This is a genomic window from Shinella sp. GW835-FHT14H05, from assembly GCF_058793575.1.
Genome location: NZ_JBXAFY010000008.1, coordinates 1 through 22,816 on the forward strand (window position 1 = coordinate 1; position 22,816 = coordinate 22,816).

24 protein-coding genes and 1 pseudogene are annotated in these 22,816 nt (G+C 60.8%); 8 read left to right on the forward strand and 17 right to left on the reverse strand.

Annotated elements, in window-relative coordinates; all coding sequences use genetic code 11:
* A pseudogene (locus AC1Q6Z_RS22205) lies at nt 1-228 on the forward strand (IS3 family transposase); the annotation flags it as partial.
* Nucleotides 229-488: 260 nt separating this feature from the next.
* Here the strand turns inward: AC1Q6Z_RS22205 and AC1Q6Z_RS22210 are convergent.
* The 3 genes from AC1Q6Z_RS22210 to AC1Q6Z_RS22220 are packed head-to-tail and all read right to left on the reverse strand — an operon-like array spanning nt 489 to nt 3,222.
* Entirely contained in the window at nt 489-1,535 is a 1,047-nt protein-coding gene (locus tag AC1Q6Z_RS22210) for a 2Fe-2S iron-sulfur cluster-binding protein (RefSeq protein ID WP_492649305.1), read from the reverse strand.
* Nucleotides 1,448-2,554, reverse strand: coding sequence for a flavin-nucleotide-binding protein (locus tag AC1Q6Z_RS22215; RefSeq protein ID WP_492649306.1), 1,107 nt, complete (start codon nt 2,552-2,554; stop codon nt 1,448-1,450). The genes AC1Q6Z_RS22210 and AC1Q6Z_RS22215 overlap by 88 nt, the downstream gene beginning before the upstream one ends.
* Nucleotides 2,555-2,610: 56 nt before the next feature.
* Nucleotides 2,611-3,222, reverse strand: coding sequence for a glutathione S-transferase family protein (locus AC1Q6Z_RS22220; protein ID WP_492649307.1), 612 nt, complete (start codon nt 3,220-3,222; stop codon nt 2,611-2,613).
* A 120-nt stretch (nt 3,223-3,342) separates the two neighbouring features.
* On the opposite strand from AC1Q6Z_RS22220, the gene AC1Q6Z_RS22225 reads away from it, so the two are divergent.
* Nucleotides 3,343-4,236, forward strand: a complete 894-nt coding sequence (locus AC1Q6Z_RS22225; RefSeq protein WP_492649308.1) for a LysR family transcriptional regulator — start codon at nt 3,343-3,345, stop codon at nt 4,234-4,236.
* A 54-nt stretch (nt 4,237-4,290) separates the two neighbouring features.
* Here the strand turns inward: AC1Q6Z_RS22225 and AC1Q6Z_RS22230 are convergent, their stop codons facing one another.
* The 4 genes from AC1Q6Z_RS22230 to AC1Q6Z_RS22245 all read right to left on the reverse strand — a co-directional run bounded on the left by AC1Q6Z_RS22230 (nt 4,291) and on the right by AC1Q6Z_RS22245 (nt 7,458).
* The gene (locus AC1Q6Z_RS22230) at nt 4,291-4,629 is read right to left on the reverse strand and encodes a carboxymuconolactone decarboxylase family protein (protein ID WP_256115366.1); all 339 of its coding nucleotides are present in this window, start codon (nt 4,627-4,629) and stop codon (nt 4,291-4,293) included.
* Nucleotides 4,630-4,701: 72 nt separating this feature from the next.
* Nucleotides 4,702-5,313, reverse strand: a complete 612-nt coding sequence (gene gstA / locus AC1Q6Z_RS22235) for a glutathione transferase GstA (RefSeq protein WP_492649309.1) — start codon at nt 5,311-5,313, stop codon at nt 4,702-4,704.
* Between the two features lie 92 nt (nt 5,314-5,405).
* Nucleotides 5,406-6,272 carry a glutathione-dependent disulfide-bond oxidoreductase gene (yghU, locus tag AC1Q6Z_RS22240; protein ID WP_492649310.1) on the reverse strand — a complete coding sequence of 289 codons (867 nt, stop codon included), beginning with the start codon at nt 6,270-6,272 and terminating at the stop codon, nt 5,406-5,408.
* Nucleotides 6,273-6,369: 97 nt separating this feature from the next.
* A complete protein-coding gene (locus tag AC1Q6Z_RS22245; protein ID WP_492649311.1) occupies nt 6,370-7,458 on the reverse strand; it encodes an NADH:flavin oxidoreductase in 1,089 nt (362 codons plus the stop codon).
* 62 nt (nt 7,459-7,520) lie between these two features.
* Here AC1Q6Z_RS22245 and AC1Q6Z_RS22250 point away from each other — a divergent pair, with 62 nt between their 5' ends.
* The 3 genes from AC1Q6Z_RS22250 (at nt 7,521) to AC1Q6Z_RS22260 (ending at nt 9,663) form a co-directional block, all read left to right on the forward strand.
* A complete protein-coding gene (locus AC1Q6Z_RS22250; RefSeq protein WP_492649312.1) occupies nt 7,521-8,498 on the forward strand; it encodes a LysR family transcriptional regulator in 978 nt (325 codons plus the stop codon).
* A 449-nt stretch (nt 8,499-8,947) separates the two neighbouring features.
* On the forward strand, nt 8,948-9,196 hold the full coding sequence (locus tag AC1Q6Z_RS22255; RefSeq protein WP_256115372.1) for a DUF6894 family protein: 249 nt from the start codon (nt 8,948-8,950) through the stop codon (nt 9,194-9,196).
* 245 nt (nt 9,197-9,441) lie between these two features.
* Entirely contained in the window at nt 9,442-9,663 is a 222-nt protein-coding gene (locus tag AC1Q6Z_RS22260) for a hypothetical protein (RefSeq protein ID WP_256115373.1), read from the forward strand.
* 28 nt (nt 9,664-9,691) lie between these two features.
* On the opposite strand, the gene AC1Q6Z_RS22265 is transcribed toward AC1Q6Z_RS22260, so the two are convergent.
* Nucleotides 9,692-9,883, reverse strand: a complete 192-nt coding sequence (locus AC1Q6Z_RS22265; protein WP_369431621.1) for a DUF2934 domain-containing protein — start codon at nt 9,881-9,883, stop codon at nt 9,692-9,694.
* A 327-nt stretch (nt 9,884-10,210) separates the two neighbouring features.
* Between AC1Q6Z_RS22265 and AC1Q6Z_RS22270 the strand changes: the two genes are divergently transcribed.
* Both AC1Q6Z_RS22270 and AC1Q6Z_RS22275 read left to right on the forward strand, forming a co-directional pair.
* Nucleotides 10,211-11,107, forward strand: a complete 897-nt coding sequence (locus tag AC1Q6Z_RS22270) for a transglutaminase family protein (RefSeq protein ID WP_492649313.1) — start codon at nt 10,211-10,213, stop codon at nt 11,105-11,107.
* A 76-nt stretch (nt 11,108-11,183) separates the two neighbouring features.
* Nucleotides 11,184-11,999 (forward strand): transglutaminase-like domain-containing protein, encoded by an 816-nt coding sequence (locus tag AC1Q6Z_RS22275; RefSeq protein ID WP_492649314.1) that lies wholly within the window; start codon nt 11,184-11,186, stop codon nt 11,997-11,999.
* 119 nt (nt 12,000-12,118) lie between these two features.
* Here AC1Q6Z_RS22275 and AC1Q6Z_RS22280 read toward each other — a convergent pair whose 3' ends face one another.
* From AC1Q6Z_RS22280 to AC1Q6Z_RS22310, 7 genes are read right to left on the reverse strand one after another with little or no spacing between them, the layout of a single operon-like run.
* A complete protein-coding gene (locus AC1Q6Z_RS22280; protein ID WP_492649315.1) occupies nt 12,119-13,186 on the reverse strand; it encodes a 4-oxalomesaconate tautomerase in 1,068 nt (355 codons plus the stop codon).
* A 31-nt stretch (nt 13,187-13,217) separates the two neighbouring features.
* Entirely contained in the window at nt 13,218-13,724 is a 507-nt protein-coding gene (locus tag AC1Q6Z_RS22285; RefSeq protein ID WP_256115378.1) for a tripartite tricarboxylate transporter TctB family protein, read from the reverse strand.
* Nucleotides 13,721-14,710: a tripartite tricarboxylate transporter substrate binding protein gene (locus AC1Q6Z_RS22290; RefSeq protein WP_492649316.1), complete on the reverse strand. Its 990-nt coding sequence runs from the start codon at nt 14,708-14,710 to the stop codon at nt 13,721-13,723. Before AC1Q6Z_RS22290 ends, AC1Q6Z_RS22285 begins: the two co-directional genes overlap by 4 nt.
* 28 nt (nt 14,711-14,738) lie before the next feature.
* Complete coding sequence (locus AC1Q6Z_RS22295) at nt 14,739-16,259, reverse strand: tripartite tricarboxylate transporter permease (protein WP_256115380.1); 1,521 nt, start codon at nt 16,257-16,259, stop codon at nt 14,739-14,741.
* A 1-nt stretch (nt 16,260) separates the two neighbouring features.
* A complete protein-coding gene (locus tag AC1Q6Z_RS22300; RefSeq protein ID WP_256115381.1) occupies nt 16,261-17,145 on the reverse strand; it encodes an NAD(P)-dependent oxidoreductase in 885 nt (294 codons plus the stop codon).
* A gap of 47 nt (nt 17,146-17,192) precedes the next feature.
* A complete protein-coding gene (locus AC1Q6Z_RS22305) occupies nt 17,193-17,867 on the reverse strand; it encodes a 4-carboxy-4-hydroxy-2-oxoadipate aldolase/oxaloacetate decarboxylase (RefSeq protein ID WP_492649317.1) in 675 nt (224 codons plus the stop codon).
* Nucleotides 17,864-18,598: a PIG-L deacetylase family protein gene (locus AC1Q6Z_RS22310; RefSeq protein ID WP_492649318.1), complete on the reverse strand. Its 735-nt coding sequence runs from the start codon at nt 18,596-18,598 to the stop codon at nt 17,864-17,866. The genes AC1Q6Z_RS22305 and AC1Q6Z_RS22310 overlap by 4 nt, the downstream gene beginning before the upstream one ends.
* Before the next feature lie 111 nt (nt 18,599-18,709).
* Between AC1Q6Z_RS22310 and AC1Q6Z_RS22315 the strand changes: the two genes are divergently transcribed.
* On the forward strand, nt 18,710-19,933 hold the full coding sequence (locus tag AC1Q6Z_RS22315) for a LysR substrate-binding domain-containing protein (RefSeq protein WP_492649319.1): 1,224 nt from the start codon (nt 18,710-18,712) through the stop codon (nt 19,931-19,933).
* A 118-nt stretch (nt 19,934-20,051) separates the two neighbouring features.
* On the opposite strand, the gene AC1Q6Z_RS22320 is transcribed toward AC1Q6Z_RS22315, so the two are convergent.
* Together AC1Q6Z_RS22320 and AC1Q6Z_RS22325 are read right to left on the reverse strand one after the other, a co-directional pair.
* Nucleotides 20,052-21,167, reverse strand: a complete 1,116-nt coding sequence (locus AC1Q6Z_RS22320) for a TRAP transporter substrate-binding protein (RefSeq protein ID WP_492649320.1) — start codon at nt 21,165-21,167, stop codon at nt 20,052-20,054.
* A 65-nt stretch (nt 21,168-21,232) separates the two neighbouring features.
* A complete protein-coding gene (locus AC1Q6Z_RS22325) occupies nt 21,233-22,804 on the reverse strand; it encodes a TRAP transporter large permease (RefSeq protein WP_439617965.1) in 1,572 nt (523 codons plus the stop codon).
* Nucleotides 22,805-22,816 lie beyond the last annotated feature (12 nt).

A 22,816-nucleotide genomic window follows, 5' to 3' on the forward strand; every position in this document is an offset into this window, starting at 1 on the left:
CTGGTTCACTCGATGAGCCGACGCGGCAACTGCCACGACAATGCGGTGGCCGAGAGCTTCTTCAATCTTCTGAAGCGAGAAAGGATACGTCGCAGGCTTTACCGTTCACGCGATGAAGCGCGCCAGGATGTGTTCGATTACATCGAGATGTTCTAAAACCCGAAACGCAAGCACGTCAGAAACGGAATGCTGTCGCCCGTTGAGTTCGAAAGGCAGCAGAAAATCTAACCCAAGGGTGTCTACAAAACTCGGGGCTATTCAGCCATTTTGATCAGCGAAAGCGAAGGGAAGTCCTGTCGGGCAACGGTGAATGCGCCGAGATTGACGTGAAATCCGTCTTGAAGTTCACACGCGGCACGAGCGGCCATCCTTTCGCGACTCCAGACCATCTCAGGCAAACTAAGCTCTCGAAGAAATCTGAACCGACGCCCCATGAATAGGAAGGAGTAACGCGTCGAGATTTCGTCGGCTTAAAGACATGGACAAGATCAGAGATTGACATGTAGGTCGCCGCCGGCCGCCGGGACCGAGCAACAGATCAAGGCTTCGTCGTCCGTGACAGCGTAGGCAGGGTTCGATTGATAACTGACTTGGCCTTTTAAGATCTTCGTCCTGCAATCCCCACAGTTACCAGCCCGGCACCCGAAAGGCGGGGTCAATCCTCTCAGCTCGGCAAGTTCCAACAGGGTCCCGCCATCCGGCTTCCAGCGAGCCTCCTTCCCCGATTGAGCGAAGATCACCCGGACAGGCTCTGTGGCCGCGGGTACGGCGGGAGCGGCGCGCGGACCTGGTTCTGCCTCACGCTTCAGGCCGGATGGCCCGAAGGCTTCGGCGTGGATCCTGCCATCGGCAATGTTCAGTCGCCGCAAACCGTCATAGATCGCCTGCATGAAGGAAGCAGGCCCGCAGAGATAGAAATCGTAGTCACCAAACGGCAGATGCGCCTTCAGCAACTCCATGTCGATGCGGCCTGCGGCGTCATACCTCCCCACGTCGGCAGATGCGGGACCACTCAGGACCCGGACATCTTGGACGGAGCCCTGCCCGCGCTCGACCAGTTCGGCAATCTCGGCATCAAAAGCCCTCTCGTCAAGCGTGCGCGATGATCTGAACAGCCAAACCGGGCGGCGATGGCGCGTCCTGTCACCCTCACGAACGACGTGGCGCAGCATAGACAGCAGCGGCGTAATGCCAATGCCTGCAGCCAACAACACGGCCGGTCGACTGCGTTCCATCGCATCGATGGTGAAGGCACCGGCCGGCGCCAGGGCCTCAATCTCGTCTCCCTCCCGCATAGCATGCAGGAGTGAGGACGCCCTGCCCTCGCGCTTGACGCCCAATCGGTAATAACCATCAGAGGGCGCACTCGACAGTGTGTAGCTACGACGGATGAATTCGCCGCCATCGGCGATCCGGATCGGCAAATGCTGCCCCGCCAGATACGGGATCAGCGCCTCGCCATCCACCGGGGCCAGATGCAGGGAGCGGATTGTTGCGCTTTCGGCAACGATCTGCTCGATGCGGACCGCCGCCATATCTTCGCCTTGGCGGCCGCCTGAAGGCGCGCCTCCGCCTCCTGCCAGTTGCCGGTCATCAGGATGCTTGGCGACATTCCGTCTTCCGCAAATGTCCACCGCAAGGGCAGCGCATCTGGCCGCAACACCACTTGTTCGGGGATGACCCGCCAGAGCCGTTCGGCACCCTCAAAGGCCGCAATTTCCGGACTATCCAGAATGACCTCGGTTCGGCCAGCAATCTGCAGCGTATCGCCTGTCTCATGATCGATGAACAGCAGGCCAGCGCGCGGATTGACGAGGAAATTGCCGAGCGTGTTGAAGAACAGGTTGCCGTTGAAATCCGGAATGGTAAGCCCGCCGTCCGCGTCGATGCGCACGAAGCCCTGCCGGCCGCCGCGATGGGAGACGTCGACCTGCCGGCCCTCGCCTTCGCGGTCCGTATAGGAGGCCACGAAGAACGTATCGGCCGCCGTTATGATTTGCCGCGCACGGTCTTCCAACCGGTCCGAAACGAGGGACGCTGACGACGACATCTCGGCCGGATCTCTGACGAACCGGAAATGCCGGTTCTGGATATAGCGCGGGCAGTTCCCGTAGCTGTCGTCGACAGCGACCGAAAACCTATCATTTCCGCTGCGGACGATCCTACCGTTCATTCGGTTGCGGCGTCGCGTGATAAGATCGACGCCAAGCAACCCGACAGGATCACCGTCATCCATACCCTTTTCCGCCGGATCGCCGGGATCGCGGATTGCATTGATCTCCAAGGTCTGCGGATCGGGAGAATGCAGAAAACCCGGCTCGCCACAACGGATCGTCGCCCAGGGAACGCCCTGGTGATCGACGGCTCCGATGGCAATGAATGAGATGAGCGGAAAGAACTCGCGATGTTGTTCGAGCAAGAAATGCCGCACGAATTTGCGCCCGACCCTATCCATTTGCTCGGCAACGCCAGCGTGGCGCTGCAATTCAAGCTCACCCTCGTGCCAGGGAGAAGGGGCTGGAGTGGCCTCCGACAAATCCGATTTTTGAAACATAACGCCTCCTTCTCCAAAGAGGATGCGGCCGGAACGGGCCGGCCGCGCCCACACCGTCAGGCCGCGAGACCGATTGCCGTCTTGGGGAAAGGCACAAAGCCCGGCAGTGCTTCGATACGGGCAAGCCAATGGCGGACTTCCGGGTGCGGCGTCAGATCGACATTCCCCTCCGGCGCGCCGACGATGTAGCTGTAGAGTGCGACATCGGCGATAGTCGGTCGGTCGCCGACGATGAACCGATGCCGTCCGAGTTCGGCGTTGACGAGACCCAGAATGTGGTGAGCGCGGGCAATCACCTCGTCGGCGCGAAAGTCGGCTTTGAACACCGTGATCAGGCGAGCCGCGGCGGGACCGTAAGCGATCTCGCCAGCAGCGACGGAGAGCCACTTCTGGATAGCCGCGACAGACTGGAGATCATCGGGCAGCCAGTCTTTCCGGCCGAGCTTGGTGGCCAGATAAACGAGGATGGCATTGGAATCGGCGACGATGACACCGTCATCGTCAAGGACCGGAACCTGACCGAACGGATTGAGCTTCAGGAAATCCGGCGCCTTATGAGCACCATTTGCGAGATCCACGTCAACGATGTCTGCCTTGACGCCAAGAAGCGACAGGAACAGGAGAGCGCGATGCGCATGACCGGAAAGTGGGAAATTGTAGAGTTTCATGGAAGGCTCCTTTGAAGTGCTGAACAAAAGCGTCGATGACAGCAAGGAAACTATTGGCATCCGAATTTCTGTAGTAGATTGATATCTGAAAAGGTATCCTCTCGAATTCTGGAATGATCGATGGATCGTCTCGACGCCATGTCCGTGTTCATCGCCGTGGTCGAGGCCGGCAGTCTCTCGGCTGCGTCTCGTGCGCTGCATTCGCCGCTCCCGACCGTCAGCCGCAAGATTTCCGAGCTTGAGGCCCATCTCGGGGTTCGCCTGATCACACGCACCAGCCGCAAGATCCTTTTGACCGAGGCAGGAGAAAGTTATGTGGGAGCCGCCCGCGAAATCCTTGGGCGCGTCGAGGAGGCCGAACGCCGAGCATCGGGTGAATATATTGCCCCACGCGGGGACTTGACGATAACGGCGCCGATCGTCTTCGGCCGCCTGCATGTGCTGCCCGTCGTCACGGATTTCCTAAAGGCGTTTCCCGACATCAATATCCGCCTGACGATGAGCGACAGGTCGGTCAGCCTCGCCGACGAGCAGATCGATGTGGCGCTTCGGATCGGCCATCTGGCAGATAGCAGCCTGATCGCCACTCGCCTCGGCTCGATCCGCACGACTGTTTATGCCAATCCGGATTATCTGAGGCGCAATCCTGGCCCCACCCACCCGCGCGATCTAGCGAACTTGGACTGCATCTCCTTCGAAGGACTGCTGTCAAACCGGTTCTGGACATTCCGTGACGGGCGGCAGGAGATATCCACGCCTATCCGGTCACGCCTTTCCGTCAACACGGCAGAGGCGGCGGTGGATGCCGCCTCTGCCGGTCTTGGTATCACCCGTGTCATAGCCTATCAGGCACGACGTGCCGTAGAGGCGGGCTTGCTGGCGCCCGTCCTTGAAGACTTCGAGTTGGATCCGTCGCCGGTACAACTCGTACATCTGTCGCAAGGCCTGATGCCGCTGAAGCTCAGGACTTTTCTAGATTTTGCCACTCCACGGCTCAGGGCAGTCCTGTCATAGCGGAACAGTTGATATCGAGGCCCGCAAGCTGCTCGCAACTTGATGTCGACCGCCTCAGCCGTGTTCGGCCGCTCCGAAGGCTTCAAGCGCACGGGTCGAATAGACCAGTGCCGCACCCGCATTCATCGCGACCGCCACACTCAACGCCTCGGCCAGTTCCTCGCGGGTGGCGCCAGACTTGAGCGCTTCGGCGCTGTGGATTGCGATGCATCCGTCGCAGCGCGTGGTGACGGCGACGGCAAGGGAGATGAGTTGACGCGTCTTCTCATCCATCTGCTCGGTCTTGCGGCCTGCGCCGGATATAGTGAGGTAGCCTCTCACAATGTCGGGTGACAGTTTTTGCAACTCGCCGACATTTGCCAGAAGGTTCGTGCGATTTTCATTCCAGTCCATTTGAGATTTCCTTTTTGGTCGGCCATCGCCAGTGCTGTGACCTGTAGTCGAGGATGTGAATGCGATCTGTGGTCAGCCGAGCATTACCCCCTCGGCCTCGAGCGATGCCCGTACCGTCGGGCGCTCGCCCATGCGCGCCATGAAGCGCCGGATCGCGGGATAGGCCGAAAGATCGACGTTCACGCGGTGCGACCAGGTCAGGATGTTGAAGAGATAAGCGTCGGCAACCGAGAAACCACTCTCCAGCAGATAGTCGTTGCGGGACAAGTGATCGTCCAGATAGGCGAAGCGGGTCGCGAGATTTCCTTCGATGAACCTCAACTTCGAGGCGTCGTCCAGATGGGGGTAGAACAGGTTCGCATAGCCCTTGTGCATGTCGGTCGCGATGTAACTCAGCCATTCCAGGGCTCGATAGCGCTCAGCGGATCCATGCGCCGGCAGGAGCCCGCGATCGGGATTGTGATCGGCGATCCATTGTAGGACGACAGCACCTTCGGTGATCACCTCGCCGTCATCCAGCTTGAGCGCCGGCACAAAACCCTTCGGCGTGACCTCAAAATAGTTTCCCTCGATGGTCGTCTTCGTCTTGAAGTCGACCTTGACGAGATCGAATGTCTGCCCGGCTTCCCGCAGGGCAATCTGCGGGGCAAGCCCACAGGAACCGGTGGCGTAATACAGCTTCATATTCACTCCATGGATAAGACTTCGCGCAGGCGGGATTGCCCGCGCTTTGATTGAATGGGAGATATCTGCAGTTCAGCGTGAAATGGCCTGCGCTATCGGAACAGGGCGTCGAGATCGGCAGCGCTGTGGCGTTCCCGCAGGAATTCGCTGGCCCCTCCGGACGTACGATTGACGATCCTCCCCCGCGCCACGGCAGGCCGGGCAGCAATCGCGCGGTACCAGCGCAAAAGATGCCTGTATTCCTCGACGTTCAGGAACTCATGAGTGTTGTAGACGCCATAAAGACTGCCCGGTTGCCAGGGCCAGACGGCGATGTCGGCGATCGTGTACTGATCGCCGGCCAAAAATTCGTGGCGCGCCAGGTGCGTGTCCAGCACATGTAACTGACGCTTGACCTCAATCGCGTAGCGGTCGATCGCGTATTCGATCTTGAACGGCGCATAGGCATAGAAGTGGCCGAGGCCACCGCCCACAAAGGGCGCCGTTCCCACCTGCCACATCAACCAGTTGAACGCCTCTGTGCGGGCGCGATGCTCGGTCGGTAGGAAGGCGCCGAATTTCTCCGCGAGATAAACGAGAATCGAGCCGCTCTCGAAGACAGGAGTGGCCGGCTCCGTCGACCGATCGACAAGTGCCGGAATCTTGGAATTGGGATTGATGGCCGTGAACCCGCTTCCAAACTGGTCGCCCTCGAAGATATCGATCAGCCAGGCATCGTATTCGGCGCCGGTATGCCCGGCAGCCAATAGCTCCTCGAGCATGATCGTGATCTTCTGGCCGTTGGGCGTGCCCTGCGAATAGAGCTGCAAAGGTTGCTCGCCAACGGGCAGTGCCTTTTCGTACCTGGCGCCGGACACCGGCCGGTTGCTGGTGCCGAAGACGCCGCCATAAGTCTGTTTCTGAGACCAGACCTTCGGTGGCACGTAACCTGCCGGCAGGTTTTCTTCTGAGGCATTCATGACATTCTCCTTTCGCCCACGATGAGTGGGACGTTCTGAAAAGCTTGTTGGTTGCTGATTTTGAAGGGGGAGCTGCTCGAGCCCTAAGCGGCTGATGTCACGGGCTGCCCGGCCGGACAAAGCTTTCCCATCCGCGCATGTGGTTGATGAAGCGCTCGCTCAGACCACCGTCGCGCAGAAACTGCGCGGTTACCGGCAGTTTTGGGCCCTCGTGCAGCGGGTTGGCTTTGACGAGGAGCGGGAAATCGCGCTCGAGGATGCCGGCGCGGCCGATCAACACGAAATCGCACCCTTCCTCGAGCAGTTCTGCGCTGCGCCGGGCGCTCATGATCTTTCCAGCCGTGCCGACGCGGACACCCCGACGGGGGATTTCGGTGAAGACGCTAAGCATGCGTTTTCCGCGAAACGTTCCCGTCCCGACGATCTGGGCAGAATCCCACAGCGCGAGATCGAGATAGTCGATCAGTTCCCGGTCGAGGATTTCCCAAACGATCTCGCGAAGTTCCTCCAGCAGAAGGCCATAGCGTTCGACCGAAAGGCGCCAGCCGATCTGGAAATCCGGTCCGCAGGCACGCCGGATACCCTCGATGATCTCTATCGTCAGCCGGGCTCGGTTTTCGATGCTGCCACCGTATTTGTCCTTTCGGTCGTTCATCAGCGGCGACAGGAACTCCGACAGGATCCACCCGAATGCGCCATGCGGCGCAACACCGTCGAACCTGGCAAGCTGGGCCCGTTTGGCAGCCGCGATGAAGCTGTCGCGGATCCGCTCTACTGCCTCCGTGGTCAACGCCGAAATCCCGGGCAGCGTCCGGCCAGATGCCGGCGACGGAATACCTCCGAGCCGTGGATTGGCGCGATGACCGGCATGGTGAAGCTGCACCGACGACAATCCGCCGCCCTCGCGGATCGCGGACGCCATCTGTGTCAGGCCCCATAGTTCTGCATCGTCTTGGATGCCGAGCTGCCGCTCGTAGGCGATGCCACACCCCTCGACATAGGCCGCCCCGGTATGCACCAGCCCGTAGCCGGACCGGGCGACTTGCCGGATCCAGTCCAAATCGAACTCGGTCGCGGTACCGTCGTGTTCGCTTTGCTGATTGGTGAGCGGTGCAAGCATGAAGCGATTTTGCATCGGCGGCCCGTGCAGAAACGTAAGGAGTTCAAACAAGTGCGAATGCGACATCGAAAACGTCTCCGGTGGCAGTGTCTTTCGTCGCGGCGGTAACGATGGCGACGGCATGTCCCTTGACTACCGAAGTCGATAAGACCGATAAACAAGCCGCATTTCCGAACATTGCGGACAAACTGGATGCCATGAAGATCAGAATGGAAAGCGTGAGTGCGATGTCAGCCTTCGTTCAGGCCGCAGAATTGCGCAGCTTCAAGCTAGCAGGCCAGCAGTTTGGACTGTCCTCTTCGGCAATCGGAAAGACCATTGCCAAGCTGGAGGAGCAGCTTGGCGTTCGGCTCTTCCACCGTTCGACGCGCGCGATCAGATTGACCGCGGAAGGCGAGATGTTCTTCGATCGTTGCCGTCACATCCTGTCGCAAATGGAGGCTGCCGAAGCCGAACTTGCACACACGACCGCAGCGCCACGCGGAAGACTTCGCGTGGCTGTTCCCTTTTCTCTCGATCTTCTGACACCGCTGCTGGGCGCATTTGCGGAAAAATATCCGGAGATCGAGCTTGATCTTGATTTCAACGATCGCATGGTCGATGTGATCGATGACGGTTTCGATGCGGTGATCCGATCCGGCGAAGTCTCCGATAGTCGTCTCATGCATGTGAAGCTCGGTGAGTTTTCGAACCTTTTGGTGGCCGCCCAAAGCTACATCGCGCGATTTGGAGAGCCGCGCATAGCTTCGGATCTCATCAATCACCGTCTCCTGCACCACCGCTTCTACGACACCGGCAAGCTCGGAGGCTGGGATCCCATCGTTCCGGAGGGGATGGTGCTGCCGGTGACTCTGGCGGCAACGTCGCTTGAGCCATTGATCCGGTTTGCCGAAGCGGGACATGGGATCGCGTGGCTTCCGGACTTCGCGGTAGCAGCCCGAATCCGTACCGGTGTTCTTCAGGAGGTGCTTCCCGGCTCCCAGAAACGGACACGCGCCTTCCGGCTGCTGTGGCCCCGAAGCAAGACCCCGCCACCAAAACTGTCAGCGTTCGTCAAATTCATGACCGAAGCCATTAGAAGTGGATTACACGCAAATTTCGGGTAAGCGGCGATGTCGGCTTATCGATCACACGGCGACCCTCGACAGTTGCTCGACTAAGCCCTTGAAGGGATATGAACCTACAACGTGAGACCCTTACTCCTCGCGAGATTCTCTCGACAATTCATCGACACAAGAGGGCGCAACATCTTATTACAACGCACGGGTTACCCGGAAGCCTCGGCTGAACATGCGATCATTCGTCTTTCCGACCACAGGCGCGGACGCATAGTCATCATTTCAGCAGTCGGCGAGGCCTAGCGTTTCGAGGTTCTTCAAAAGCGCCTGAGCGTACAGACTGTGGTCACCGATTCCATCTTGGGCGGTCGTCCCCGCAGCCGCGCTCCATCACGCACGTCGCCGGCACACTTGCGTCGGCTCTTTTCGCAGCGATCAGGGGGAACGTTGCGACGGATTCGTCATTGTCTATCCGCTGAGGTAGCATGGAGGGACCGATGGCCAAATTCTACTTCAAGATCCAGGATCAGGAAGACGTGTTTCAGCCGGATCGAAGTTTCGAATTTTCCGGGCTGGACGAAGCGGAGAGCGAGGCCAAATTACTCCTGGCGGAAATCGCGGTTGACGGACTCCCTCGGGGCAAGCTCGATTGCCTTGCGGTAGAACTTCAGGACGAAAACCACGTGCCGCTCATCACTGTGCGGCTCGTTATGGAGGTCATTCCCCACGGCGTCCATGAAGCGTAGGTCCGCGGAGAAGATATCTCTTCGATAGTCAGACGCGGCGGAACAAGTTGCAGTGCCAGCTATTATGCTCAGATCAAAGGGTCTTAACGCACGGCCAAACAAGCGAGCGCCCTATCTGCCTCGGGCGCTCGTTTCCTATTTGTGGATCACCTTCAAACTTCCCACTCGTAATCCGCATAAGTTGAGGTCAATTTCGCGCAAGCTTATTTAGTCAGGTTACACAGCCGAACGTATAGGAGGAGGGCGTGGAAATATCTGGCAATGCCGAAGAGCAGATTTCTAGCATTGAACGCGCGGCCTGGAACATTGCAGCTCGACACCTCGCACGCGGTCAAAAGGACCCCGTGCAAATGATTGTGGAAGCGATCAATGAAGAACGGGCGCGCTATATCGAATTATTTCGGTTGGCCGCAGGCGAAACAACCGAAATACCACCACACCTAGCCGACCCCGATTTCGAGCGGTGAAAGCAGCGCGGAACGAAAATCGTCGCCGCTAGGCTTTACCGTTCAAAGTGCGAAGGCTAGGATTCGTTGAAGGACTGGCTCCATCGACAGAACGCTCCGCGTCATCGACGTCTTTTTCGGCCTGAAGCCAATGGCCTAGAGAGCGCCCATCTAGCGACCCCTCCTGCTGCCAGATTTCAAAGGCACGCGCCTTGATGCGCCTGTCGCGTTCGTCGCCCATGGTGTCACCTGAAACCGAGGAAAGACAGCACGACAAGGACGATGACGACGAGGCCGACAATGTAGATAATTCGGTTCATGATGGAACTCCATTTGATTGGGGAGACGAACGCCGTTTCCGAGTAGAAGTTCCAATCAATTGCCCGCTGCAAATTCACGACGCGTTCTGCCTAACTCTCAATTCGCTCGGGTGTGGATTTCGCTTCGAAGCGAAAGCGACCGGACAATTGAAGCTTCGACCACCAGAGTCTGCTACGTATCGTCTTTGGATCGACCTCTATTAAACTGCAATCGGTTTCGAGGTGGCGCCGCCACAATTGGTGATTGTATGACCATATTTTCTGTCCGGCATGTCACCACGTATCAGTATAAGAGGCGCGTGGCGTTTGGTGAACATCGACTGCTGTTTCGACCGAGGGATAGTTTCGATCAGACACTCCTGAATTCTCGCCTTTCTGTGGAACCGCAACCGGATCGTATCCGTTGGATTCTCGATGTTTTCGGCAATTGCGTCGCGCTCGTCGGTTTTTCCCAAACCTCACGTAACCTCCGCTTCGAAACGATCATTCGCCTTGAGCACACGCCGCAGGCGGCGATGGATCTGCAGATCGACGAGAGGGCCCTGACCTATCCTTTTGTCTATGACGCGGAAGAGGCGCCAGATCTGGAAAGTACAATCAAGCGCCATTACCCCGATCCCGATGGTGAGATCGCCAGATGGGCACAGCAGTTTGTGAAGATCGGACAGCCCACTGAAACCGGCCATCTGTTGATGACGATGTGTTACGCGATCCATGAGGGCTTTGCCTATGCCCGGCGCATGGCGCACGGAACGCAGGCGCCGCTCGAGACGCTAAAACTTCGGCGCGGCACCTGCCGGGATTTCGCGCTGCTGATGATGGAAGCGGCGAGATCGCTCGGCCTCGCAGCACGCTTCGTCACCGGTTACATCTACGTTCCCGATCGTGACGGCTCAACGACGCTCGGCGGGGGATCAACTCATGCCTGGTGCCAGGTGTATCTGCCCGGCGCGGGTTGGGTGGAGTTCGATCCGACCAACGGCATCGTCGGCAACCGCGACCTCATCCGCGTCGGCGTTGCGCGCGATCCCAGACAGGCCATCCCCCTTTGGGGCAGCTACGACGGCAGAGCCTCCGACTTCGAGAATATGTCCGTGCAGGTTAATGTTACGACCGACGATCAGGATGCCAAACACAATGGATGAGTGGAACTCCCGCGTTTTCCGGGCGTTGCACTCGACAGCCTCGTTGGCAAAACTTCCTCCTCCAAAGGACGCGAACATGAAAATACGTGCTGGGTTTCACGTCGGCTATGAATGCAAGCAGGCGACGCCGATGCTGCTGGTCCTCAACATCCACCCATCACGCCGCCCGGATCTTCTCACGGAACAGGTGCTGAGTTTCGATCGGCCGATCGAGACATGGGATTACATCGATGGCTTCGGCAATGCGTGTAGCCGGATCGTTGCGCCGCCGGGGCTGACCACGATCTCCACGAGGTTCGAAATCTATGACAGTGGACAGCCCGATCCCGTGCCGGAAAATGCCTTCCAGCATGACATCAAGGACTTGCCGGACGACGTTCTGGTCTACCTGCTCGGCAGCCGCTATTGCGATACCGACCATCTGGCGGATTTCGCCTGGGAGACGTTTTCAGCCACTCCGCTCGGCTGGCCGCGGGTACAGGCCATATTAGATTTCGTCCACAACCATATCGCCTTCGATTACCAGAAGGCGGATCCGTTGAGGACTGCCTCCGGCGGATATGCCGACCAGACAGGCGTCTGCCGCGACTTCGCCCATCTCGCGATCACGCTTTGCCAGTGCATGAACATTCCGGCCCGCTATTGCACGGGTTATCTCGGCGACATCGGCGTGCCGATAGACCCAAACCCGATGGATTTCAGCGCTTGGTTCGAAGTCTATCTCGGAGGGCACTGGCATACCGTCGATGCGCGGCACAACACGCCCCGCATCGGCCGTATATTGATGGCAACCGGCCGGGACGCCACCGATGTGGCGCTGACAACCGCCTTCGGGCCGGCAATTCTCTCCCGCTTCGAAGTCGTGACAGAAGAGATTTCCCACGCTGCCTAGAAGGGCATTCGAAAATGCGAAGTCGAGAACTGCTGACGTTGAAGGAGAACGACCCCGGAACCACAGCTTTTCTCTGACGCAAAATCCGACGTCGCGGTGCGGATCCACATCTGGTGACCTCACTTTAAAAAGACTTGCCCATCCAACAGCTTGCGGGCGGTACGCAGGAACGAGCATTCACCGAGCCCGCCCGGTGCATCCTTGTCGAGCCGCAGCAGGATGTCCATCTGGCCCGTTGGATGCTCGACGGCGACGGTCTTAACTTCGCCTTCCGGAAGCACCGCCATGGAGGCTGCCGGGCTTTCAGAAAACATGCAGGCCGTCGCCACACTCAGCGCACCGAAAACACCGATGGAGGCATGCACGCGGTGGGGAATGAAGCTGCGGGTCATGATGGCGCCACCGCTGGTCGGCGGGGCAACGAGCGTCATCTTGGGCACGGATTTTTTCGCGACGTCACCGAGGTTCATCAATGGACCGGCTGCAAGCCGGATGCGCTCGACGCGCGCCTTGACCGTTTCGTTCGCTTCCAACTCCTCGCGGCTTTCATAACCCGTCAGTCCGAAATCCGAGGCGCGCATGACGACAACGGGCATGCCATTGTCGATCAGCGTGCAGGTCACGCCGTCGATCACGGTCGCGGCCGAACCGGTCGGCAGCAATGCGCCACAACTTGAACCCGCAGCATCGGTGAAGGCGAGGTAGACGGGCGCCGCCGATCCCGGAACGCCATCGATGCGTGCCTCGCCGGCATAGACCGGCCGGCCGTTCTCGGTGCGGATTCGCGCGACGGCGGATTGTGCAGTGTTCTCCATGAATATGCGGATGACGGTCTCACCCTCTTGGGCCCTGACGAGCCCGCGTTCAATTGCAAACGCGCCGATGCCGGCGAGGATGTTACCGCAATTCTGGTTGTCGCTGACGAGCGCCTGGTCGACGAAGACCTGGAGGAACAGGTAGTCGACGTCGAAATCCGGCCGCGTCGAGGCCCGCACGACCGCCACCTTGCTGGTCAGCGGGTCCGCGCCGCCGATGCCGTCGATCTGGCGCGGATCGGGCGAACCCATGATGCGCAGCAGAAGCCGGTCGCGTTCCGCGGGGTCTGAAGGCAGGTCGTCGGCGAGGAAATAGGCCCCCTTCGACGTGCCACCCCTCATCATCATGCACGCGATGCCATCCGGCGTCATGTCCGTCACTCCTATCGATCTCTATTCAAGTTCAGGGAAGCGGCAGTTCGAGCAGCTTGCCGAACAGCCCATAGGCAATCGCCCAGAAGCCGACACCCGTCGCGATCGCGCGCACGAACGGCCTTTCCCCGGGAAAGAGCAGCGTCGCCACGCCCGTGCCAATACCGAGGCAGAGCGCAAGGCCTATCCAGTTCGCGCTGAGCGCCACGGCAACGAAGAGGCCGAGCAGGCCGGCAACACGCGGCACGTCGATCCTGTCGCTTGAACCACCGAGGTCGATGCCGCGCAGGACCTGCACCAGATAGACCGCCGAGACGATGAGGCCGAAGACGGAGACCTGCATCGGCAATGACCCCGGCCCAACATCGCCGCGCGAATGGCCGGCAGGCAGAGCGAGGCTCATGAAGAGGAAGCTCGCATTCCACGCGATGGAAATGCAGGCCGCAACGAGGTTCTGCCAGAAGTGCTTGCGGGTGGCCTCTCCCCCCGGCGCGGGGGAGAGGTGGGAGCCCGGAACAGCCGAAGCCTGGTTCGTCATTGGGCGTATCCGTTCGCTTTCAGGAATTCGAGCTGGTTGGTGAGGTCGCTTTCAGCCCGCTTGGTGAATTCCTCTTCCTTCCAGTCTGGGCTGTCCTGGAACTGCTCGGTCTGGAACTTCTTCCAGTCTGCCGAGGCAGTGACCTTATCGACCGCCGCCTGGATCGATTCGACCACATCGTCGGGCGTTCCAGCCTTCACGGCGATCCCGCGCCAGACCGCGCCTTCGATGTCGTAGCCCTGCTCCTTGAAGGTCGGCGTATCGGGCAGGAATTCGCTACGCTTGTCGGTGGAAACGCCGAGCAGTTTGATCTCTCCATTCTTGACCTGGGCAAGGCCGGTCGATGGCGTCATCATCGCGGCGTCAATATGTTTGCCGAGCAACGCAAGTGTCACCTTGCCGGAGGCGTCATGCGGGATCCAGCCGCTCTCAAAGCCGCCCGACTTCATTAGCTGGTAGAGCATATACTGGTGGAAGCCGCCGGGCGCATGGCCGCCGACCTTCTGCCCGCTCGGGTTTTCCTTCATGTATTTCACGAAGTCGTCGACGGTCTTGAACTGGCTGTCGGACAATACCGCCAGCGAGGATGGCTCCGACTGCATGGCACGCAGCATGCGGAAGTCCTTGAGCTCGAAGGGAATGAGGCCCTGGGCGATTCCGAAAGTCAGCGTTCCCGTGAAGACGAGGATGTTGTAGCCGTCCGCCGGCTGGGTCATGATCTGCGAAACGCCGACCGCACCGCTGCCGCCCGGCCGGTTGTCGACCTTGACGCTCCAGCCGGATTCCTTTTCCAGAAGCTCGGCGAGCTTGCGGCCATAGGTATCGAGCGCTCCCCCGGCACCCGCCCAGACCACGAGTGTCACGGACTTTTCCGGAAAACCGGCCGCCATGGCCGGGGCCGGCAAAGCGACGCTTGAAAGGGCGAGCGCCAGTCCCAGGGCTGCCCCCGCCACGCGCGTGCCGAACGTTCTTCTATTGATGGTCATATGCCTTCTCCTCCTGTTGAACTTTTGATCAGCGGGCAGTGCCGTTCGCCGTTTCGTCGACATCGACCTGCCGCACGCGGCGCTTCTGGAGCCGCCGCCATAGCGGCGTCAGCAGGCTGACGAGGCTGAGGACGAGGAACAACAGGCTGACCGGATCGGTGATGAAAATCATGTAGTCGCCCTGCGAGGAAACCAGCGCTGTGCGGTAGTTGGATTCCACGAGATAGCCGAGCACCATTGCGAGAATGATGGGCGCGACGGGGAAGCGCAGCTTCTTCATGAGATACCCGACGACGCCGAAACCAAGCATCAGGTAGACGTCGAACATCAGGTTGCGGATGGCGAAGGCGCCGAGCACGGCAAAGGCCATGATGCCGACCGCGATCACCGCATCCGGCAGGCGCATCACCCGCGCCATCAGCGGCAGGAACAGCGAGCCCGCGGCATATTGCACGAGCGACGCGATAATCGTGCCGAAGAGGATCGCATAGACCAGCGAGGGCGCTTCGGTGAAGAGCTGCGGGCCGGGATGTAGGCCATGCATGATGAGCGCGCCAACCATGATGGCGGTCGTCGGCGAGCCCGGCACGCCAAGTGCGAGAAGCGGAACGAGCGCCCCGCCGACGGTCGCGTTGTTGGAGGCTTCGGGCGCGGCGATGCCGTTTGCAGAGCCATGGCCGAATTCTTCGGGACGGCGATCGCGGGCCCGCGCATAATCGCGGGCGACCCAACAGGCGATATTGCCTCCAACGCCGGGCAGGATGCCGAGCAGCGTGCCGATGACCGAACCAGACAGCATGGAGCGCCAGGTTTCCTTCCACAGCGCGCCGGACATGAAGACATGGCCGACCTTGTCCTTGATGACAGGTGCGGCCGCCACACGGTTCTCGATCATCACCAGCGCTTCCGACACAGCGAAAAGGCCGATAAGAGCGGCAAGGAACGGCACGCCTTCATAAAGCTCGAACAGGCCGAAGGTGAAGCGCGGCGTGCCGGCAATGGGGTCGATGCCGATCGTCGCGAGTGCGAGACCGAAGGCCGCGCAGACAAGCCCCTTGACCAGCGAGCCGCCGGAAAGTGCCGCGACAGACGTGAGCCCGAAAATGCCGACGGCAAAATATCCCGCTGGGCCGAATTTGAGGGCGAGCGAGGCCAGCGGCATGGCCAGCAGCAGCAGGGCCAGGCCACCGAAGACGCCGCCGACGGTCGATGCGGTGAGCGAAATCGAGATCGCCTCGTTCGCCTTGCCTTTACGGGCCATGGCGTAGCCGTCGATGGCGGTGGCTGCGGCGGCGGCCGTACCGGGCGTCGAGAGCAGGATCGCGCTGATCGAACCGCCATACTCGGCCGAGGTATAGAGCGAGATCATCATCAGCATGCTGAGCTCGGGGCCGAGATTGTAGGTGAAGGGAATGAGCAGGCTCAACCCGATCGATGGGCCGAGGCCCGGAAGCGCGCCGATGACGATGCCAAGCAGTGCACCGATAATGAGGACCGCCAGGCCCGAAAAGGAGAAGATGACGCCGAGCGACTGGATAATACCATCCATGTCAGAGGTCCTTTGCCAGGCGGCGTGCCAGCACGGGCACGAAACCGCGATATCCGTCCGTCACGGCAAGGCCCTGATCCTTCATCGCCGCGTGGGCGCTGGCGATCGTCTCGCAGGCGGCCCGCGACATGGAAGCCTTCAGCCCGAACAACTCGACGGTTTCGGCCGCTTCTGTCATTTCGGTCACGCGACGCGCGCCGTGTTCGAAGGTTCGCGACAGGTAGTAGTCCGCGATCTGCCGCCAGTCGAGCCCCGGAAAGGTTTCCCCAACGGAATCGAGGATGCGTTCGGTGACGCCAGCCCGCTCCGCCGACGACAGCGCCTCGATCAGCAGCGCTTCGACACCCTTGATCATCACCGAGCGGATCATCTTCAGCGAGGAGGCCTGGCCGGGCGTGTCGCCGACGGCCTCGAGATTCATCCCGAGCGCATTCAGCCGCTCGGCCGCCTCACCCGCCCGCTTTCCGGCTACCAGGATTGGCACCTTTTCCGCATAGGGTGGCACCCGAGCCATCACGGCACCTTCGACGAAGCTGCCCTTGCCGGTCTCGATTTCCTTTGCGGCGAGCGCCTTGGTATCGGGACCCACGGAGTTGAGATCGATGAAGATCGCGTTTGCCGAAAGATAGGGAGCGGCCGAGGCTGCAACGGCCTTGGTCGCCGCGCCGACCACGAGCGACAGCACGACATCCGCTGAAGCGATATCCGCAATGTCGTCGAGCGGCTGCACGCCCCTTTCGGATGCGATACCGCGCAGGCCAGCCGAGGTTGTCGGGTCTCGGAAGCGCAGGTCGTAGGCGGCAAGCCGCGCCGCGTTGCGGTTGTTGAGGCCGCCGGCGATGGATTGTGCTGCCTCGCCGAAGCCGATGAAAGCAATCGTGGTCATTCGTCCTCCCGTGCGGAAAAGGTTCCTCCACCTTCCCCGGCTTTCGATCAATCGATGTAGGTCAGCCCCTTGGCGGCAAGCGCCTCGCGCATCTTGTAGATGTCGAGACCCAGTTCGCCCGCGGCAAGCCGCTCGCGGGTCTGCCGCTCCTTTTCCATCCGCGCCCTGGATGCCCGCAGTGCGGTTTCCGCCTCGGTCTTCGGCACGACCATCACGCCATCGTCATCCGCAACGATGACGTCGCCGGGCGCGATACTGGCGCCGGCACAAACGATCGGGACGTTGACGGAGCCGAGCGTCGCCTTGACCGTGCCCTGCGCGGAGACGAAACGCGACCAGACGGGAAAGCCCATCTCCTCGAGTTCCGCGACGTCGCGAACGCCCGCTTCGATCACCAGGCCACGCACGCCACGCACCTTGAGCGATGTCGCGAGCAGTTCACCGAAATAGCCGGCATCACACAGTGAGGTGGGAGCGACGACGAGAATGTCGCCCTCCTGGCATTGCTCCACCGCCACATGCAGCATCCAGTTGTCCGCCGGCGGGATCGAGACCGTCACCGCCGTACCGGCCACGCGGGCGCCATGCCAGATCGGCCGCATGTAGGATTGCAGCAGGCCGACGCGGCCCATGGCTTCATGTACAGTTGCCGTGCCGCATTCCGCCAGCGCATCGACGACGTTAAGCGGCGGCCGCACGATGTTCCGGTGCACGACATTCATGCCAGCGCTCCATGGCCGAGCGTGCCGGTGACGTGCGGGAAGACCGCCTCATAGGCCTCGCCATAGGTGACCTTGTAGTCGGAGTTGCGCGCGGCCTGCACACCGCGCTGCAGGGCCACGCGGGTATAATATTCCCAAAGATGTTCCTGGCCCTCCATGCACTTGATGGCGGCCAACTTCTTCTCCCAGACGTCAGTGATGTCGAGAAGGAAATTGGGTTTCCAGTTGCATTGTTCCGGCTGGTGCGGCTCGAAGAGGTAAACCGGTGGAGCACCGAGCACGGGCACATCCGGTCGGTGGCCATGCGCCTGCGCGATGACCCGCGCATGCTGCGCGAACTCGGTCGCCATCGGGTGGTCGAAGTTGTAAGGGTCTTGGCGGGAGTGGGTCAGCATGAATTCCGGGCGGATCTCGCGATAGAGATCGACCAGCCGGTCAAATGCCCCCGACGTGATCTGCATGGGATAGTCGCCGAGATCGTAGAACTTAATGTCGTGGACGCCGAGGGCCCTGGCGGCGTTTTCCGCCTCGCGCTTGCGGTCAGCCTTCACGGCCTCCAACGTCATGCCGGGCTTACGCCACAGCTTGGCGGATTCGCCGCGTTCGCCGAACGACAGGCATACGACGGTGACATTGTAGCCCTGCTTTGCGTGGGCCGCGATCGCGCCGCCAGCCCTCCAGACGAAGTCGGCGGAATGGGCGCTGACAACGAGTCCGGTTTTCTGATGCATAATCATGCTCCTCCATTTTCGAGGGTCACACTCGCACCGATCGGGTTCCCGGCGCTAATACGAAAGCCGTTGCTTGTTATAGTTTTTTGCGAATCAGCTTACGATGCCAGCATGATCACGACCGACCTCAATCTTCGCCACCTGCGCGCCTTCATGCAGGTCTGCGAGACGGGCAGCCTCAACCGGGCGGCCGCGGAGCTGAATGTTTCGCAGCCCTCTATCTCTGTGGCGCTGGCTGGAATCGAAATGCGTTTCGGCGCGAAGCTTCTCGCCCGCTATGCCGCCGGCAGCCAGCCGACAACCGCCGGCGAAGTGCTCCTGGCGCGCTTGCGGCGCATGGAGGAACAGTTCGCCTCTGCGCTCGGCCAGGCGCTAGGTGCCAGTTCGCAGCGCGACCCCGCGCTGATCTCCAAGACCCTCGCCCGCATCAGCTTTCGCCAGATCGAGGCGCTGATCGCGCTCGCCGGCAGCGGCTCGATCGCCGAGGCGGCACGCGCCGGTGGCAGCTCAGCAGCCGCGCTGCACAGAACGCTGCACGAATTACAGGCCAATGTCGGAAAGGCGATTCTGGTTCGCAGCCCAAGCGGCGTGGCGCCGAACACTCTCGGTCGCCGCCTCGCCATGCGTTGGCAGGTCGCTCTCACCGAGCTGGAACAAGCGGGCGACGAGCTGAAGGAACTGGAAGGCCGCATGGAGGGAAGGATCAAGATCGCGAGCCTGCCGCTTGCCCGCACTCTGCTCTTGGCTCGCGCAATCAATCCGCTTTTGGCGGCCCATCCAAATGCCCGGATCGAAGTAATGGATGGTTCTTACGAACTGTTGTCCCAGCAGTTGCGTGTCGGGGCGAGCGATATTCTCATAGGTGCACTGCGCTCGGGTAGCGATCTGGCGGGCTTGCGAACGGAAGGGTTGTTCGACGATCCCTATGCGATCGTCGGTCGGGCGGGGCACCCGCTTCTTTCGCACCGCAGAGGCGCATCGCTCGATGACCTCGCGCGGCAGGAATGGGTAGCTCAGCGGCCGGGAACTCCCATTCGCGCCGCCTTCGACACCCTGTTCGAGAAATGCCCCACTTCGCCCCGCGCCAGCATCGAGACGAGCTCGCTCATCCTTACCCGCGCCATCATCCTGGAAAGCGACCGCCTGTCGATGCTTTCCCGCCGTCAGATCGCCGTCGAGGAACGCGAAGGCCTGTTGACCTGTGTGCCCGTTGCGCAGGATGTGCGTGAGCGTCTCGGCACGCGCACCATCGGCATCACAGTACGCGAAAACTGGCTGCCGAGCAGGCTGCAATCCACTTTCCTTGATCACATCCGCATGGCAGCGTCGCCCTAGAACGCTGCCATGCTTTCCTGGCTCGATCGCGAATGCACAACGTTGCCTAACGACGAGTGCCGGTCTTCACCCTACGACTTAATTACCTAACCGGCCTGGTCACAAGACAGTACGCGTACTACTTACCTGCGGCCTGCGCGGCGTACATATAGCTGTCATAGCTGTATTCTGCGACGCGGAACCACTCGAACGATTCGTCGCGGAACTTCTTCCAGCTCGGATAGATCTTCGCCCAGGCCGGGTGCTTCTCGCTATATTCGGCGTAGAGCTCGAAGGTCGCCTTGTAGGCGGCGTCCATCACGTCGCGCGGCATCGGGCGAAGATTGACGCCCTTGCCGACCAGCGAGCGGATCGCGGTCGTGTTCTTCACGTCGTAGAGCGCCTGCATGTTGATGTTGGCAGCCTTGCAGGCGGTGTCGAGCGCGACCTTGTAGGCTTCCGGCAGTGCCTCGTACTGGGCCTTGTTGATGAAGAAGTGGATCGTCAAACCGCCTTCCCAATAGGCAGGGTAATAGTAGTAGGGAGCGATCTGGTAGAAGCCGAGGCGTTCGTCGTCATAGGGACCGACCCATTCGGCGGCATCGATCGTGCCGCGTTCGAGCGCCGGGTAGATGTCACCGCCCGGAAGCTGCTGCGGCACGACGCCGAGGCGCGACATGACTTCGCCAGCGACACCTGCAATGCGCATCTTGATGCCCTTCAGGTCGTCGAGCGACTTGATTTCATTGCGAAACCAGCCGCCCATCTGGGCGCCTGTGCCGCCGCCCGGCTTGCCGACGATGCCGTATTCCGACAGGAATTCGTCATAAAGCTCGTTGCCGCCGCCATGGTAGAGCCAGGCATTCTGCTGGCGGGCATTGAGGCCGAAGGGGATGGTTGAGCCGATCGCGAAGGTCGGGTTCTTGCCGGTAAAATAGTAGCCGCAGGTATGGGCGATTTCCACGGTGTCGCTCTGCACCGCATCTATCGCCTGCGGGCCTGGCACCAGTTCTCCGGCCTGGAAGACCTGGATCTGGAACTTGCCCTCGGTAATCTTCGACAGCGCTTCTGCCATGACGACCGCGCCGCCATAGATTGTGTCGAGGTTGTTCGGGAAGCCAGATGTCAGGCGCCATTTCAGGGTCGGCAGTTCCTGGGCGATTGCGGGTGCCGCGAGCGATGCGCCAGCGACCGCTGCGGCGCCGCCGAGCGCGCCCTTGGTCAGAAAGTTGCGGCGGTTCAGAATGTCAGTCATCGTTTCCTCCTCAGGTGGCTACGTGGACCGGCCGGCACGGATGTCCGACGGACCGTTGGTTTGGGTTAGTTGGACTGGGCAGGCTGGCCGAAGCTTGGCTGCGGCGAACCGAATTCGGGCGTCTCCGTTCCGAAGGACGGCGTCGAACTGTCGTCGGACGATTCGGGTGCGCCGAAAGGCTGCGTCGGCGTTCCGAACGGGTTTTCACCCTCGGCGCCCGGCATCGGCACGTTGAGCTGGATGGTTGCCGGGTCGACCGCGGTCGCGCCGGACTTGTAGTGGGTGACGAGGCCCGGGAACGCCACGACGACAGCGACCATGAACAGCTGGATTCCGAGGAACGGCAGGGCGCCCATGTAGATCTGGCCCGAGGTCACCGGCTGGATCGTCGCCCCGGTCACCCTGTCCTTATAGGCCCGGTTGGGTGCGACGGAGCGCAGGTAGAACAACGAGAAGCCGAAGGGCGGATGCATGAACGAGGTCTGCATGTTGATCGCCAGCATCACGCCGAACCAGATGAGGTCAATGCCGAGCGCATCGGCAACCGGCGCCAGAAGCGGGATGATGATGAAGGCCAGCTCGAAATAATCGAGGAAGAAGGCAAGGAAGAAGACCAGCAGGTTGGCGACGATGAGGAAGCCAATTTCCCCGCCGGGGATCGAAGTCATCAGATGCTCGACCCAGATATGGCCGTCGACGCCGTAAAAGGTCAGCGAGAAGACGCGCGCGCCGAGCAAGATAAAGATGACGAAGGACGAGAGTTTTGCCGTGGCGTAGAGCGCCGACTTCATCATCGATAGGTCGAGACGCCGGTTGCCCGCAGCCAGAATGAGTGCGCCAACCGCCCCCATCGCGCCGCCTTCTGTGGGTGTCGCAACGCCGATGAAGATCGTGCCGAGCACCAGGAATATCAGCACGAGCGGTGGCACGAGCGACGTGACCACCTTGCGGGCGAGCTTCCAGCCGCGCAGCGTGCGGGCCTCCGGCGGCAGCGCCGGGACGCTGGCGGGCTGCAGGTAGGACATGAGAATAATATAGCCGGCATAGATCCCGACGAGCAGCAGGCCGGGCACCAGCGCGCCCTTGTACATGTCGCCGACCGAGCGGCCGAGCTGGTCAGCAAGGATGATCAGCACGAGGCTCGGTGGGATGATCTGTGCGAGCGTTCCCGACGCCGCGATCGTCCCGGCCGCTACGCGCCGGTCATATCCATAGCGCAGCATGATCGGCAGTGAGATCAAGCCCATAGAGATGACCGAGGCCGCGACAACGCCGGTGGTGGCCGCGAGAATGGCACCAACAAAGATGACCGCGAAGGCAAGACCGCCACGGATCGGGCCGAAGAGCTGGCCGATCGTATCGAGCAGATCCTCGGCCATGCCACTTCGTTCGAGGATCAATCCCATGAAGGTGAAGAAGGGAATTGCGAGCAGCGTTTCATTCGACATCTGCCCGAAGATACGGTCGGGCACGGCGCCGAAGAGGTTGATCGGTAGAAGGCCCATTTCGATGCCGATGAAGCCGAAGACGAAGCCGACGAAGGCGAGTGCGAAAGCGACAGGATAGCCCATCAGCAGCACGACGATCAGCGACAGAAACATGATGGGCGCGAGATTTTCCGCGAAGAAAGCAAACATGGGATCAGGTTC